The sequence below is a fragment of the Litoreibacter sp. GN1-5 genome (assembly GCF_055693805.1).
The window spans coordinates 1,469,474-1,484,107 of sequence record NZ_JBVFUP010000001.1 but is presented as its reverse complement, the minus strand read 5'-3'; the positions used below and the strand labels follow the sequence as shown (position 1 = coordinate 1,484,107).

The window sequence follows — 14,634 nt, the reverse complement described above, 5'->3', positions numbered from 1 at the left end:
AAGTTTTAGCCTCAAAACCGCCCCGCGCCCAAAACGCTGCTTGTACTTAAGCGCTGGTAAAAAGCAGGCTGCGGGCAGGCAATCATCCCTCAATTCTTGCGGCCATGATCGCAATCGCTTTCTGATACACGCCCGCTGCGTTCCACTGTTTGATTACGGCAAAGTTGGGTTGGCCTTCCTGATACCCCTGACCCGGCTGCCAGCCTTTTTGGCGCAGGAAGTTAGCAGTAGAGGATAGCGCATCGTGGACGTTATTCAGGTCGAGCCTGCCGTCTCCATTGCCATCCACGCCGTAGCGCAAGGCATTGCCGGGCAGGAACTGTGTGTGGCCGAGCTCGCCATGCTTGGCACCAATGGCGTTGGGTGACAGCACGCCGCGGTCAACAAGTTGCAGAGCGGCCATAAGGTGGCCGGTAAAGAATTCGGACCGTCGGCAGTCATAGGCCAAGGTGGCGATAGCGGACATGACATTGCTGTCACCCATGAAGCCACCAAAGGCGGTTTCCATACCGTGGATCGCTACGATCACGCCTGCAGGGACGCCATAACGCCGTTCAAGGGAGGCAAAGAAATCGGCGTTGCGCGCCAATTTCTTACGGCCTTGGGCAACGATTGTATTGGCGCCGCGAACCTGCATGAATTTCTCAAGCGAATATTTGAAGCTTTTCTGGTTGCGATCAGCAGCAATGGTGCGTCTGGCATATTGGGTGCCAGCAAGCGCTGATAACCCCCGCTTGCCGATACCTTGTTGTGCAGCCTCTTGCTGAAACTGGGTTTTCCAAGCCTCAAAGCCGCCCGCGGAATTGCCACAGGCGGCGGCATAGGCACTGGTGGACAGAAATACACTAACAACAAGCCCAGTGCAGGCGGACGTCAGACGCGGAAAAAACATGGCAACCCCTTAAATCCAGATTTTATAAATCCTACAGCGGGTTTTGTTATTCATAAAGTACAATTAAGTTTGCAACAGAGCGCATTGCGAAGGTGTTGTCTTCAGAGCGCAATTCTCATGGAGCGATGTGAATTCAAACGCTGCTTGTCGGAAAACGCGCATTTTGGGTCGAATGATGTGTTCGTCTTGGTCCACGGCTTGCTAGAACGGTGATAGAACCGGAGGTACGCTCATGAAAACCCACGTAAAAGCTCTTGTTGTCGGTGGCGGCGCTGTTGGAACATCTATTGCCTATCATCTGGGCAAAGCCGGATGGGACACGATGCTTCTGGAACGCGATGAGCTGACGAGCGGGTCCACATGGCATGCGGCGGGGTTGTTACCGTATTTCAACATGAGTTACGCGACAACCCATATCCATGACTATTCCATCAGGTTTTATAAAACCCTTGAGGAAGAAACGGGTCTAAATGCCGGGTTCGCGGTCGTGGGCAATCTGCGCATGGCCCAAACCGACGCGCGTATGGATGAATACATGCTCTACGCCAGCACGGCAGAAACCGTGGGCGTGCCCTATGAATGGTTAACCCCGGCGCAGATCAAGGATCGGTATCCGCTGGTACGCACAGAGGATTTGAAGGGTGCAATCTATCACCCGACCGATGGTTACATAAACCCGGCGGATGTGACGATGGCGATGGCCAAAGGCGCGCGTCAGCATGGGGTTGCGATTGAGCGGAAGTGGCAGGTGGATAGCTATCACTGGACTGGTGATCATTGGGATGTGACCTGCATCAAGATGGTGGAAAAAGGCGGTAATCTGGTTCCCTCGGACGAGCAGACCGTGATCCACGCGGAACATGTGGTCACAGCGACAGGCAACCATGCGCAGCGCACAGCAGGTCTGCTTGGGATCAAGATCCCAGCGATCCCAGTAGAACATCAGTTTATCGTGACCGAGCCTGATCCGGCGCTTGTAGAATGGCGGAAGAACAACCCGGAACATCCCGTTTTGCGGGATGCCGATGCCAAGTGGTACGTGCGCGAGGAACGGGGCGGCTGGATTCTAGGGCCGTATGAGAAAAACGCCCCGGCCCGCTTTGAATATGGGGTGCCGGACAGTTTCCGCGCTGATCTGTTTCCGCTGGATCTGGAGCGGATTGAAGAAGAATATATGTCGTTTATTCACCGGATCCCATCCTCGGAAGAGGTTGGCTTGAAGGATGATTTCAATGGCCCGATTTGCTACACGCCCGATGGTAATCCGTTGGTTGGGCCAGCGCCGGGGCTGCGCAATATGTGGCTGGCCGAAGGCTTTTCTTTCGGGATCACGGCTGCAGGTGGCACAGGTTATTACCTTGCACAGATGATGGTTGACGGGGAGGCCGAGATCGACATGGCTTCGCTGGACCCAAAACGCTACGGGTCATGGATGACGACGGAATATGCTGCCCGCAAGAATGAGGAATGCTACGATCACGTCTACATCCTGCACCACCCGGATGAGGAACGGCCAGCGTGCAGGCCCTTGCGGTGTTCGCCAGCTTATGACCGTCAGGCGGCGCGGGGGGCTCAGTTTGGACAAGTTAACGGATGGGAACGTCCGAATTACTATGCCCCAGAAGGGTTTGATGACCATGACAACCGGTCCTTCCGGCGCGGTGGCTGGTGGCAATATGCGGTAGAAGAGGCGAAAGCGATCCGTGAAGGCGTTGGTTTGATCGATGCCACGGCGTTTACCAAGCATATCGTCAAAGGACCCGGCGCTGCAGCTTTCCTTGATTGGTTTACAACCAATAAGCTGCCCAAAGTGGGACGGATCAACCTGACTTACGCGCTGACAGATGCAGGCACAACGCGGACCGAATATACGATTGTGCGTCTCAAAGAGGATGAGTTCTATCTTGTCTCTGCCGGCGCCTGGACAGCCTATGACGCCGATTATCTGCGCAAGTCGGTTGAGGATATGGAACATAAGTTTGGTCGTATTGAAGTGCAGGATGTTACGACGCAATGGGGCGTGTTCGCCATTGCTGGGCCGAAATCGCGTTATGTATTGAAAGCGGTGATCAAGGACGCTGACCCTGAAACGGCGCTGTCAAACAAGCGCTTCCCGTGGTTGTCAGCGCGCCAGATCGAGCTGGGCATGTGCCCAGTCAACGCGATCCGCGTCGCTTACACGGGTGAGCTGGGTTGGGAGCTGCATCACCCGCTTGAGATGCAGAACTACCTGTTTGATCTGTTGGAAGAGGCAGGCGAGCCTTATGGCATGAAACTGGTCGGCGCGCGGGCGCAGAACTGGCTCAGGCAAGAGAAATCCTACTGCGCTTTCGGAACGGAACTGGGCCGCGATGCGACGCCGCTGGAAGCTGACCTACCGCGTTTCGTGGACCTGTCTAAAGAGTTTCGTGGCAAGGCCGCGATGGAAGCGGTGGGCATCCGGTCGAAATGCGTCACGCTTCTGATCGACGGACCGGAAGGTGCAGACCCTTGGGGGCGCGAAGCGCTTTACGATGGAGATACAAAGGTTGGTCGCCTCACATCTGGCGGCTACTCTGTCGCTTTCGGAAAAAGCGTAGGCATGGGCTATGTGTCCCCCGAACTGGCTGCAGTTGGAACAAAGTTGAAAGTGCGTATGCAACGCGATTTGTGGGATGCCGAAATTGTCGAAGACAGCCCGTATGATCCAAAGAACGAAACGATCCGCATAGACGGTTAAAAGACGGGATTCCCCTTGCCCCATGCAAGCGCTATGCTGCGGGGTAAGGAGGTTCCTGATGAAACGCCATCTGATTATGGCCGTCCTCAGCCTTGGGCTGTTGATCGCATCCTGTTTTGCGGTCAACCCGCTGTCCAATGCGGCGCAGCGCTACACCACGGAGGTGGTTGTCTCGACCGTTGCTGTCTATGCGACATTGCGGACAATGAATGCGTTTCTATCCACGGCTCAGGAGGTCGAGGTCGGCGGATCACTGGTCGTATCGGGCAACCTTCAACCTCTGAAAGCTCTTGAGCCGTTTGATGATACGGTCGAACAGATGGCGGGTGTGGTGTTTGCCTTGGCGATCGGGGCGGGGTTGTTCTCGCTATCTTTTGGGCCGCTGGCGGGGATTGGCTTTGGGCTGATTTTTCTGGGCTTATGTGTCGAAATTATTAGCGCACGGGCCAATGCCGGACATCGCGCACCGCGCGTAGGAAGTGTGGTGCTGCAATATGGCGTTGGTCTGGGAATAGTGCTGCCGCTGGCATTCGTGCTGTCCGCTTTGCTTGCGGATGTCGTGACCAGAAATGTGTGGGACAGGCATGAAGCGATCCTGAGCGAAATTTCTGGTGATCTTGCTACATCCTCTGTCAGTACAGCAGAGCAATCATCGCCGCGCCAAGACATCCCAAACGTGACAAAGCAGCCAAAAAACGGGATACTTGAACATATGCTAGACGGTATTATCCAAGGCACGTCTGCAATGACAACGACAGCGGCTCGGATGGCCGATGCAACACGTGCAACTTTTGCCGGGGTTGAGGACTATGCGCAGGCGGCACAGATCATCATATCGCGTGCGGATGAGTTGGTGGCGAGCTTCATCAACATTCTGGCAGTGTTCCTGTTCAAGACAATTCTGTTGCCAATGGTCCTGGCCTTTGCACTGCTTGGGATGCTGCGTAGCGTTAGGTTCAGTTGAAGCGGTGGGGTGATAAGGCCGTGATCAAGCCTCTATCCAGCTCGGATGGGGTGTCGGATAGAAGGGACAAGACCAATTTGCTGACCGCTGGCACCGTCTGAAAGCCATAACCACCTTGCCCTGCGCACCAGAAGAATGATGGGTCAGCCTTGTCGCGCCCAATAGCCAGTTGCCTGTCAGGCGCAAAGCTGCGCAGACCAGCCCAATTGCTTAGAAGACGGGTCACAGGGGTTATCACATGGGCCTCGTACCGCGCAAGCCCTTCGGCCAGAACCATGTCATCCGCGTATGCGTCATGAGGTGCGACCGGATGTTCATCAGCCGGAGAGACGATAAGCGCCCCGGCATCAGGCTTGGCATACCATGTCTCGCCGGGGCCAAACATCATGGGCCAATCGGTCACGTCGTGATTGCCGGGCGTGGGAATGCGCGCCATAGACCGACGCATCGGCTGGATGCCAAGCGGCGCAATGCCCGCCATTTGCGCGATCTCGTCGGCCCATGCACCAGCTGCATTGACAAGTGTCATCGCATCATAAATGCCGTCGCCTGCTTGTACCTGCCAACCTTGTGGTGTTTTCGCGATAGCTGAAACCTTGGCCTTGGTTTGAACTTCTCCGCCATTGGCGCGCAGGTGGCGGGCATAGCGTTGCACCATGGCATCTGTATCAATGTCCCACGCTTCGGTATGATAGCCAACGCGGTCAATGGCATTGCTGTCAAGTATCGGGACCATCGCGCAGGCTTCCTCCAGCGTTATTTGGGTCATGGCCATATGAGACAAGTCCGCATCGAAGGCGTCATCACCCGGTTTTCCCAACAACATAAGCCCGCGTTGTTTACTGGCATTGACCTCAAGGTGATAAGCCTTGCTGGCGCGGTTCAGGGCAATGGTGGTTGGCTTTCCGTAAGTTTCCTCAAACATTGCGGCGGATCGACCCGAGGCGTGGTAGGCAAGGGCGTCTTCAGTCTCTAGCAGAGTGACCTTGCCAATAGTGCTCAACTCTGCCGCGGCTGAGATACCGGCGATCCCGCCACCGATCACCAGAAAGTCGATCATGCTTCTTCGAGCCTGTCTGTCGCAGGTGCCGGTGTGGGCGACAAGGCTGTGATCTGCGCGTAAAGGGCGTCGTCCATAGAGAAGTCCAGTGCCGCGAGGGACGGGTGCAACTGTTCCGCCGAGCGGGCTGAGATGATCGGTGCTGTGACTGCCGGGTTATGTGCGGCCCATGCGACGGCAAGGGTTGCAGGATCTATAGCAAGCTCTGTTGCAAGGCCTGCCAGATCCGCCGCGCTTTGATGCATCCAGTCAAGCCCGTATCGCGCGCCATAGCGGGTGTCTTCTTTCAACCGTCCAGTGCCGTCGCTTGCGTATTTGCCCGTCAGCAAACCGCCTCCAAGTGGGGAGTAGGGGGCCACAGCAATACCTTCCGACGCGCACATTGGTAGGATTTCAACCTCTACCTGCCGTTTCACAAGGTTATACATAGGCTGCAGGATATCGACAGTGACACCAAACTGTGCGGCCACATTGGCAGCTTTCATTACCTGCCATGCTGCAAAGTTGGACACGCCGATATAGCGGATCAATCCTTTATCTTTTAGGCGCGCAAGCGTTTCGAATGTTTCATCCAGCGGAATGTTATCATCCCAGCGATGCAGATAAAGGATATCGATGGCATCCATCCCCAGACGCGCGCGACTTTCGTCGAAGGTGGTCAAAATATTGTCCCGGCTAGAGCCGCCTGTATAGCCTACCTTGGTTGCTACGATCAGATCGTCCTGCTCGGGGTTTGCGAATTGGCCCAGCAAGGTTTCAGACGCACCGCCGGTATAGACATAAGCGGTGTCGAAGAAATTTATGCCCTTTGCGCGGCAAGCATCATACATGGCTTTGCTGGCAGTCTCATCAGCCTTGCCGCCAAACTGCATGGTTCCAAAACAAAAGGGTGAGACGGGGGTGCCGGAGCGCGTTGTTAAATTGGTCATGCGGGCAATCTGGCAGAGTCGTTGTGTGGGATAAAGAGGGTGATCGCTTTGATTGTTTGTTACTTCGTAATTCTTTTGGAACCTGAGGGACAGGCCCGTGTTCGGGATGAGTATATTGAATGAACAACCTCTGCAAAATCAGACGAATACGTCCATCATTCAGGCATCCGTAACTGAAAATTCGATTCGATCCACCTGTGCGGTATTTGTAGGGGGCTCTCGGCTAATCTAGGCACATTAATCCAAACCTAAATTGTTGAAAAATAAGAATGAAAATTCATGCGAAAACAAAAAATTATACCCATTTATGCAACCGGTTGCAAAAAATAATTTCCCCGTTAAGCTGAATGGGCTTCGCAGAGCGCGTCGTGAAGAATTTGGGGATAATTTGAGACTTGCGCTAAACCATAGGACGGTTCCGTCACTGACTACGGCACAACTTCATGCTTTGGTGCTCTCGGTGCATTTAGTTGGTGTCAGAATGCGCAATGACCCCGAATATGCATTGTCTGATCTGAAAGCTGTGCTTTCGAGATCTATTCGCTTCATCAAAGGCACAATCATGGCGCATGCGGCGTGACTGTAGATTTGATGAATAAATCGCCCCAAATGGGATCCCGGTCTATAGTATTGGTTGTGCGCCGGGCACAGTTCTTGGGAGGAACACATGAAAAAACTTCTACTTACTGCAGGTCTGACAGCGTTGATCAGCACCACAGCGATGGCTGAAACCATTGGTGTGTCTATCGCGCGTTTTGACGATAACTTCCTGACCGTTATGCGCAATGGTATGGAAGATCATGCTGCCACTTTGGACGGTGTTGACCTTCAGGTTGAAGATGCAACGGATGATGTGGCCAAGCAACTTGATCAAATCAACAACTTCGTCGCATCAGGCGTTGATGCGATCATTGTCAATATCGTGGATACATCCGCTGCTGACGCAATGACTGCAGCTGCTGAAAGCGCTGGCGTTCCTCTGGTCTATGTGAACCGGGAGCCGACCAATGTAGACAGCCTGCCTGACAACCAAGCCTTTGTGGCCTCGAACGAGATCGAATCCGGGACACTCAAAGCATTCCAGATATGTCAAAACCTGCGGGCAGAGGGCAAATCCGGCGGCGCCAAGGCTTATATGCTTATGGGCCAGCTTTCCAATCAGGCCGCTATCCAACGCTCCAAAGACGTCGAAGACGTTCTGGCAATGGATATGTGTAACTTCATCGAATTGGTGGACAAGCAAACCGCTGAATGGTCACGCGACAAGGCACAAGACCTTATGACCAACTGGTTATCCTCGGGTGAGCCGTTTGATGCGGTTTTCGCCAACAACGATGAAATGGCAATTGGTGCAATTCAGGCGATGAAAGCGTCAGGCATTGATATGGCCGATGTGCAGGTCGGCGGTGTCGACGCAACACAGGATGCTCTTCAAGCGATGCAATCCGGTGATCTGGACGTGACAGTGTTCCAGGATGCCAACGGACAAGGTGCTGGCTCTGTCGATGCCGCTTTGGCACTGGCCCGCGGAGAGGACGTGGACCAAAAGGTCTACATCCCGTTCAAGCTGGTAACACCTGACAATATAGACGATTTCCTGGGTAAGAACTAAGCTCATGATCAACAGGCACAGGGCATGCGTATGTGCCCTGTGCCATTATAAGAAGAACCGATATGTGTAGGGGAGCTGACTAATGTCAGACACAAGTCACGGCATAGGTGGATTGTCTTTCGATAAATCCAAACGCCAATGGCCCAATGAGATCAATGTTTTTGGTGCGCTTATCCTGATTGTCCTGATCTTTGAAGGGCTAGGGGCCGCCATCATGGGGCAAAGCTTCCTGTTTGATAGCAATGATCGGTTTGACAGCATATTCAATGAAGCTCGTTTGAAGATCATTATTCTTCAGGTGTCTATCATCGGCATCATTGCCCTTGGCGTAACGCAAGTGATTATTTCTGGGGGGATTGATCTTTCCTCTGGCTCTGTCGTTGGGGCCGCTGCGATGATCGCGATGAGCTTTGCGCAGGTTGCCGAGGTTAATGGCAATCCCAATCCGAAGGCTGTATTCGGCCCGGAGTGGATGGATTTGCCTGTGCTTGTTCCTGTTATTGTCGGTCTTGCTATCGGTGTCTTCGCAGGGATCATTAACGGGTTTTTTGTGGCTTATGCCAAGATCCCACCTTTTATCGCAACACTTGGTATGATGGTGTCAGCGCGCGGTGTCGCCAAGTGGTGGACCAGCGGTCAGCCTATTTCTTTCCCAACCGAAGCTTATGGCGCGATCGGCAAAGGCATGATGCCGGTGTTTATTTTCATAGCGTTGGCGATCCTGTTTCATTTCATAATGACCCGGACACTTTACGGCAAACACACCTACGCTATCGGGTCGAATGAAGCGGCGGCTCGGATGTCCGGTATCAACGTCGCCCGCCATAAGGTTTTGGTTTATTCCATTGCCGGTATGTTGGCTGGCCTGTCGGCCATTGTTCTGACCTCAAAGAACCTGACCGCCCAGTCGGGTATGGGTATCATCTACGAATTGGATGCCATTGCAATGGCCGTTATCGGGGGCGTGTCACTCGCCGGGGGGCGTGGGTCCATTATCGGGACAGTTATTGGCGCACTGATCTTTGGTGTGATCATATCCGGTTTCACGTTCTTGCGGTTGGACGCGTTTTATCAAGAGATGGTGAAAGGCGCGATTATCGTCGGTGCGGTTGTCCTTGACCAGTGGCGCCAACAACGCGCCGCAGCGCGCGCATAAGGGAGGGCCAAAGAGATGTCGGATATTATTCTGGAGACCAAAGACCTGACCAAGCACTATGGCGGAGTACATGCTTTGGAAGGCGCAGATTTTGCTCTGCGCAAGGGAGAGCATGTCGCGATCATGGGTGACAATGGCGCGGGCAAGTCAACCTTCGTGCGCCAGATCACAGGCGTAGAGCAGCGCACCCGTGGTACAATTCACTTTAACAGCGAAGAAGTGCATTTCGCAGGCCCCCTTGATGCCCGCGAGGCAGGGATTGAAACTGTATTTCAATCCCTGGCGCTTGCCGATGATCTGGATGTTTCGGATAATCTGTTTCTGGGCCGAGAGATCGTGAAGTTCAACTTGGGGCCATTTTCGATCCTTGATTACAAAGCGATGCGTGAGGCAACGCTTGCAGGTCTTGAGAAAACTGCCGTGAAGATTCCGAATATCAAGAACACGATCCGCAATATGTCCGGCGGCCAACGCCAATGCGTTGCCATAGCGCGCACGGCGACCTTTGCGTCAAAGCTGACGATCATGGACGAACCGACAGCGGCGCTTGGCGTGCAGGAAACCGCTCAGGTAGAAAACATCATTCGCACCCTGAAAGAGCAAGGCGAAAGCCTGATCCTTGTTAGCCATAACATGCGACAGGTATTTGATCTGGTCGACAGGATCGTTGTATTTCGGCGCGGACGCATTGTTGCGAACCTGCGAAAGGAAGAAACAGATGGTCAAGATGTTGTGGCCTATATTACCGGGGCCAAAACAGGTGCGGAATACGAAGGTGCTGCTTAAAGTATCAGGCTATGTTTGATCTTGCCGTTCCTTTCTTCCTGCCGGTCTGGCGCCGGGTTGCTGTTGTGGGGGTTGCTGTGGGGTGGGGACTTTTTGAACTGTCCACAGGGGCGGCATTCTGGGGGCTGATCTTTTTAGGTATGGGTGGCATAGCCACATGGAAATTTATTACGGCTGACTGGTCAGCTGTGTCAGATGAAAAAGACAAGCCGTAACTGGCGCACAAAAGGAGACGACGGCTGTGGCGGTTACACTCAAGGATGTAGCAGAACGTGCGGGCGTATCCCGCTCTGCTGTGTCGCGCACTTATACCGAGGGGGCATCGGTTTCCAAGCAAACTCGCCGCAAAGTTGAAAAGGCCGCAAATGAGCTTGGATACAGCCCGAATGCCTTGGCGTCATCGCTGACCACGGGCAGAACAAAGCTGATTGGTCTGGTCTCCAACAACTTTCATAACCCGATCTTTCTTGAGGTTTTTGACCTTTTTACCAAGGGCCTTCAGGAACGCGGTTTGCGTCCTTTACTTGTTAATTTGACGGATGAAGTGAACCCTGAAAATTCGGTGCGCATGTTGAAGGCGTATTCGGTGGATGCGGTGATCGTTGCGTCCTCGACATTGCCAGAAAGCTTTGCTGAAGGGTTCCGCGATGCGGGTGTGCCGGTTGTGCATTCTTTCGGTCGGCATGTGGCCACCCCCAAAGTCAATGTCCTTGGTATCAACAATATCGAAGCTGGGCGCATGGCTGCGCAAACCTTTGTTGCGCGCGGATATAAGCGCGTGGCGTTTCTTGGGGGTCCGGAGTCAGCCACGTCCACCCAGGATCGTCATCAGGGTTTCGTCGATGAAATCGCGTTGCACCCCGATGTTGAAATGACGGCAAGTTTCGCCTCTGCATATTCTTTTGATGCAGGCCGGGCAGAGATGCTGCGCGTATTGGAGAGCCCCCATCCGAGGCGTATTTCTGCGGTGATGATGTCCTGTCGATTGGTGCTTTGTCAGCTATTCAGTCTGCGGGTCTATCTGTGCCGGGCGATATCGGATTACTTGGTCTGAATGATATGGAGATGGCGCGGTGGGAAAATATCAACCTGACCACGATCCATAATCCATTTCGCCAGATCATCGCGTCGTCCATTGAACTGGTCGAGGCAATGCTCAAAGACGATCAGCGCTACCCGGAAGCAAGGCTGTTCGCGTGCCACATCGTCGAACGCGGCACGCTGCGCCCGCTGCCCTGATTATCTAAGCAGCGGCGGAATTGCAGTAACCCATTTGCCGCCGTCTTTTGCAGATGCAACGCAAGCATAGACTGCTGCCATGGACCGCAACCCGTCCTCGGCCCTTGGGTAAAGATCGGCCGCTTTATCCACAGCTGTGCCAGCCTTTTCGGCCCGGATAACTTCTGCCAGATCTGAATAGATATTTGCGAATGCCAGCGGCATGCCTTCTGCATGGCCGATAGTCACACGGGTGGTTCTGTCAGCTTCTGGCGACAGCTCTGCCTCACCGCGCTCAATAATCTGAACCCGGCCATTTGTCGGGGTGAAGTAAAGCTGGTTTGGTTGTTCTTGCGCCCAACGCAACCCGCCTTTTTCGCCAAACACCTGAAGTGTCAGACCATGCATTCGACCCACAGCGACAGCTGACGTCCAAAGCCGTCCAACAGCGCCGTCTGTCATTCGGAAATTGACCATTGCATCATCTTCCAATTCGCGGCTGGAAATGGTTGAGGTGAAGTCGGCAGACAGTTTTTCGACCTCTTGGCCGGTCACGAAGCTTGCCATATGCATCGCGTGGATGCCGCAGTCGGCAAATTGCGCAGAGACGCCCATCTGTTTGGGATCATAGCGCCAGCGAATGCGCGGATTATCCGCCTGCGCTGCGTCTGCGTGATGGCCGTGTGAAAACTCGGCAACGACAACCCGCACAGCCCCCAGATCGCCACATGCAATCATCGCCCGCATGTGACGCACCAGCGAGTAGCCTGTATAGCCGTAATTCACGGCGCATATCTTACCGGTCGCGCGTGCGATTTTGACGATCTCTTCGCCTTCCTCGACGGTCATGGTCATCGGCTTTTCGCAGAGCACGTGAAACCCGCCTTCAAGGAAATCCTTGGTGATCTCAAAATGCGTCGCATTCGGCGTAGCAACGGTGACGAGGTCGATGCGATCCTCACGGGTCTTCTCGCCCGCAAGCATTTCTCGCCAGTCGCCATAGGCGCGATCTTTCGTTATTCCAAGTTCTTGCGCATAGGTGCGGCCAGCTTCAGGGTCGTGATCTAAGGCACCGGCAACGAAAGAGAAATCCCCGTCCAAGCCTGCACCCAGCCTGTGGGCCGGTCCGATCTGCGATCCCTTGCCGCCGCCGATCATTCCCCAATTCAATCGTGCCATATCAAGCCCCCTTGAAGCCAATGGATTGCAGATAAGCACGGTTCAGTTTTGCGTCTGCAATAGGCGACGTGTCGCCCGCCGGGTCACAGTCCTGCTCGACCGTGCACCAGCCTTCGAAACCGGTATCGACAAGCCGCTGATGCACTGCTGGGAAATCCACATCACCGTCGCCCAGGTTGCAGAAAATTCCCTGCGCGCAGGCATCATAGAACCCGGTTCTCTTTGCGATGACGTCGGCTTTCACAACGGGGTCGATATCCTTGAAATGCATATAGCTGATGCGGTCCATGTGGCGGTCCATAAAGGCCACGGGGTCAAAACCCGCATATGAATGGTGTCCGGTATCAAAACAGATCTTCAGGATGGCTTCGTCGATCTCGTCAAGAATGCGCTCCAACTCGGGCTCGAAATCGATGAACCCCGCTGCATGAGCATGCATTCCGACCGTCAGCCCATAGTCTTCTGTGCCCATCTTTGCGACCGTCGCGATCCTGTCACGAAAGGCAGTCCATTCGGCCTTATCCATTTGTTCTGCTTCGCTTGCCCTGCCAGCAGTGGGCGCGCGCCGCGGCGAGATCGAGTCGATCAGCACCAGATGCTGCGCGCCATGCGCCCGAAGCGCCTTGCACGTGCGCACAGCACCATCCATCACGTCGTCCCATTGGGCGGCATCATGGAAAGGGCGGAAGACCACGCCGCCTACAATCTCTTGCCCGAATTCTTCCAGCGCGTCGCCCAGAATAGTAGGGTCCTCGGGCATAAACCCGACAGGGCCAAGTTCGATCCCCGTATAGCCTGCATCTGCATTTTCTTGCAGCACTTTACGCCAGTTCGGGTTGCGCGGATCATCCGCAAATTCGACACCCCAGCTGCACGGGGCATTGCCAATCTTAATCATCGTTTTGCCTTCTCTCAGTAGTCCGCCACATTGACCCAAGCCTTTTTGGTGCTGGAGTCCAATGCAGCCGCAACCACGCGGTTTACTTCCATGCCTTCCGCAAAGGTCGGCCATACAGGTGTTTTGTCCGAAATCGCTTTCAGGAAATCATGCGCTTCAATTATGATCTGATCCTGATATCCCGTGCCGTGGCCGGGGCCTTGGCAAAATGGCAGATAATCAGGGTGAGCGGGTCCGGTCAGAATTTTGCGAAACCCTTGTTCTGCTTCGGGCCCATCGCGCAGATACAGGTGAATGGCGTTCTGATCCTCGCCATCGAACCGGATCGCGCCCTTTGTCCCGTGAACCTCATAGGCGTACCCCATTTTTCGCCCTGTTGCGATGCGGCTGACATGGATATGGCCTTGCGCGCCATTCTCGAATCTCACCATCATTTGCGCCTGATCATCATTTGTTACGGGAACACCGCCCCGGTCCGTGTGTACGGTTTCAACCACCGCATTCAGCGCGACAATCGGACCCATCAGACGCCGTGCACCATTGATCATATGTGGGGCCAAATCGCCCATCGTGCCATTGGCCATCCCATTTGTGCGCCATGTCGCGGGGGCATCCGGGTCGGCGTAGAAATCTTCAGTATGTTCACCTCTGAAATAGGTGATATCGCCAAGGCGGCCGCTTCGGATCAACTCATAGGCATATTGCGATGCTGGCGTGCGGATATAGTTGAAACCAACCATATGCGCAGCCCCCGAGGCTTCGGCTGCCGCAAGCATGATACGGCTTTCCGTGAGGGAGGCGCCCAAAGGTTTTTCGCACATCACATGCTTATTTTTGGAAAAGGCAGCGACAGCAATATCACAATGGGTCTCTTGAGGAGATGCGATAATAACCGCCTCGACTTTCGGGTCTTCGACCAAGACGCGCCAGTCATCTGTCGCGCGGTGAAAACCATAGGTCGCGCGGTAGCGCTCTGCAGAGGCAGGTGAGGACGCGCACACCATTTCCAACCGGGGCCGCAGGGACGTCCCGAAAAGTGCTGCGACTGAAGAAAAGGCAACAGCATGTGCCTTTCCCATATAGCCACCACCAACAATGCCGATGCCGATATCTGTCACTGTGGCATTCCTTTCAAGAAAGCAATTGCAACCGGTTGCAAAATGGTTATCTTGGATTCGGGCAGCGGGTCAATATGCAATCGCGCTGTGGGATGAATTTGAC

At 54.3% G+C, this 14,634-nt stretch carries 13 protein-coding genes and 1 pseudogene; 8 read left to right on the top strand and 6 right to left on the bottom strand.

What is annotated here, in order from left to right; all coding sequences use genetic code 11:
• Nucleotides 1–82: 82 nt before the first annotated feature.
• The gene (locus ACZ1HF_RS07635; protein WP_472656931.1) at nt 83–892 is read right to left on the bottom strand and encodes a lytic murein transglycosylase; all 810 of its coding nucleotides are present in this window, start codon (nt 890–892) and stop codon (nt 83–85) included.
• A gap of 232 nt (nt 893–1,124) precedes the next feature.
• Here ACZ1HF_RS07635 and ACZ1HF_RS07630 point away from each other — a divergent pair, with 232 nt between their 5' ends.
• Together ACZ1HF_RS07630 and ACZ1HF_RS07625 are read left to right on the top strand one after the other, a co-directional pair.
• Nucleotides 1,125–3,611, top strand: coding sequence for a GcvT family protein (locus tag ACZ1HF_RS07630; protein WP_472656930.1), 2,487 nt, complete (start codon nt 1,125–1,127; stop codon nt 3,609–3,611).
• A gap of 58 nt (nt 3,612–3,669) precedes the next feature.
• Nucleotides 3,670–4,575 carry a hypothetical protein gene (locus ACZ1HF_RS07625; RefSeq protein WP_472656929.1) on the top strand — a complete coding sequence of 302 codons (906 nt, stop codon included), beginning with the start codon at nt 3,670–3,672 and terminating at the stop codon, nt 4,573–4,575.
• Here the strand turns inward: ACZ1HF_RS07625 and ACZ1HF_RS07620 are convergent.
• Together ACZ1HF_RS07620 and ACZ1HF_RS07615 are read right to left on the bottom strand one after the other, a co-directional pair.
• Nucleotides 4,568–5,635, bottom strand: coding sequence for an NAD(P)/FAD-dependent oxidoreductase (locus ACZ1HF_RS07620; protein WP_472656928.1), 1,068 nt, complete (start codon nt 5,633–5,635; stop codon nt 4,568–4,570). The genes ACZ1HF_RS07625 and ACZ1HF_RS07620 overlap by 8 nt on opposite strands.
• Entirely contained in the window at nt 5,632–6,564 is a 933-nt protein-coding gene (locus ACZ1HF_RS07615; RefSeq protein ID WP_472656927.1) for an aldo/keto reductase, read from the bottom strand. The genes ACZ1HF_RS07620 and ACZ1HF_RS07615 overlap by 4 nt, the downstream gene beginning before the upstream one ends.
• Before the next feature lie 256 nt (nt 6,565–6,820).
• On the opposite strand from ACZ1HF_RS07615, the gene ACZ1HF_RS07610 reads away from it, so the two are divergent.
• The 6 genes and pseudogenes from ACZ1HF_RS07610 to ACZ1HF_RS07585 all read left to right on the top strand — a co-directional run bounded on the left by ACZ1HF_RS07610 (nt 6,821) and on the right by ACZ1HF_RS07585 (nt 11,357).
• Nucleotides 6,821–7,144, top strand: a complete 324-nt coding sequence (locus tag ACZ1HF_RS07610) for a hypothetical protein (protein WP_472656926.1) — start codon at nt 6,821–6,823, stop codon at nt 7,142–7,144.
• Between the two features lie 87 nt (nt 7,145–7,231).
• Entirely contained in the window at nt 7,232–8,176 is a 945-nt protein-coding gene (locus ACZ1HF_RS07605) for a sugar ABC transporter substrate-binding protein (protein WP_472656925.1), read from the top strand.
• 82 nt (nt 8,177–8,258) lie between these two features.
• On the top strand, nt 8,259–9,332 hold the full coding sequence (locus ACZ1HF_RS07600) for an ABC transporter permease (RefSeq protein ID WP_472656924.1): 1,074 nt from the start codon (nt 8,259–8,261) through the stop codon (nt 9,330–9,332).
• Between the two features lie 15 nt (nt 9,333–9,347).
• Entirely contained in the window at nt 9,348–10,118 is a 771-nt protein-coding gene (locus ACZ1HF_RS07595) for an ATP-binding cassette domain-containing protein (protein ID WP_472656923.1), read from the top strand.
• 11 nt (nt 10,119–10,129) lie between these two features.
• Nucleotides 10,130–10,333, top strand: a complete 204-nt coding sequence (locus tag ACZ1HF_RS07590) for a hypothetical protein (RefSeq protein ID WP_472656922.1) — start codon at nt 10,130–10,132, stop codon at nt 10,331–10,333.
• A gap of 26 nt (nt 10,334–10,359) precedes the next feature.
• A pseudogene (locus ACZ1HF_RS07585) lies at nt 10,360–11,357 on the top strand (LacI family DNA-binding transcriptional regulator).
• Here the strand turns inward: ACZ1HF_RS07585 and ACZ1HF_RS07580 are convergent.
• Genes ACZ1HF_RS07580 through ACZ1HF_RS07570 form a run of 3 tightly spaced genes read right to left on the bottom strand, consistent with a single transcriptional unit; the run spans nt 11,358 to nt 14,531 of the window.
• The gene (locus ACZ1HF_RS07580; RefSeq protein ID WP_472656921.1) at nt 11,358–12,515 is read right to left on the bottom strand and encodes a Gfo/Idh/MocA family protein; all 1,158 of its coding nucleotides are present in this window, start codon (nt 12,513–12,515) and stop codon (nt 11,358–11,360) included.
• A gap of 1 nt (nt 12,516) precedes the next feature.
• Nucleotides 12,517–13,413, bottom strand: coding sequence for a sugar phosphate isomerase/epimerase family protein (locus ACZ1HF_RS07575; RefSeq protein ID WP_472656920.1), 897 nt, complete (start codon nt 13,411–13,413; stop codon nt 12,517–12,519).
• A gap of 14 nt (nt 13,414–13,427) precedes the next feature.
• Complete coding sequence (locus ACZ1HF_RS07570; protein WP_472656919.1) at nt 13,428–14,531, bottom strand: Gfo/Idh/MocA family protein; 1,104 nt, start codon at nt 14,529–14,531, stop codon at nt 13,428–13,430.
• Nucleotides 14,532–14,634: the final 103 nt, after the last annotated feature.

What these genes read in the sequence shown, in the direction of transcription:
- ACZ1HF_RS07600 (WP_472656924.1), top strand. Translation starts at nt 8,259, where the DNA reads ATGTCAGACACAAGTCACGGCATAGGTGGATTGTCTTTCGATAAATCC.
- ACZ1HF_RS07620 (WP_472656928.1), bottom strand. Translation starts at nt 5,635, where the DNA reads ATGATCGACTTTCTGGTGATCGGTGGCGGGATCGCCGGTATCTCAGCC.
- ACZ1HF_RS07580 (WP_472656921.1), bottom strand. Translation starts at nt 12,515, where the DNA reads ATGGCACGATTGAATTGGGGAATGATCGGCGGCGGCAAGGGATCGCAG.
- ACZ1HF_RS07575 (WP_472656920.1), bottom strand. Translation starts at nt 13,413, where the DNA reads ATGATTAAGATTGGCAATGCCCCGTGCAGCTGGGGTGTCGAATTTGCG.
- ACZ1HF_RS07605 (WP_472656925.1), top strand. Translation starts at nt 7,232, where the DNA reads ATGAAAAAACTTCTACTTACTGCAGGTCTGACAGCGTTGATCAGCACC.
- ACZ1HF_RS07590 (WP_472656922.1), top strand. Translation starts at nt 10,130, where the DNA reads ATGTTTGATCTTGCCGTTCCTTTCTTCCTGCCGGTCTGGCGCCGGGTT.
- ACZ1HF_RS07630 (WP_472656930.1), top strand. Translation starts at nt 1,125, where the DNA reads ATGAAAACCCACGTAAAAGCTCTTGTTGTCGGTGGCGGCGCTGTTGGA.
- ACZ1HF_RS07595 (WP_472656923.1), top strand. Translation starts at nt 9,348, where the DNA reads ATGTCGGATATTATTCTGGAGACCAAAGACCTGACCAAGCACTATGGC.
- ACZ1HF_RS07615 (WP_472656927.1), bottom strand. Translation starts at nt 6,564, where the DNA reads ATGACCAATTTAACAACGCGCTCCGGCACCCCCGTCTCACCCTTTTGT.
- ACZ1HF_RS07635 (WP_472656931.1), bottom strand. Translation starts at nt 892, where the DNA reads ATGTTTTTTCCGCGTCTGACGTCCGCCTGCACTGGGCTTGTTGTTAGT.
- ACZ1HF_RS07625 (WP_472656929.1), top strand. Translation starts at nt 3,670, where the DNA reads ATGAAACGCCATCTGATTATGGCCGTCCTCAGCCTTGGGCTGTTGATC.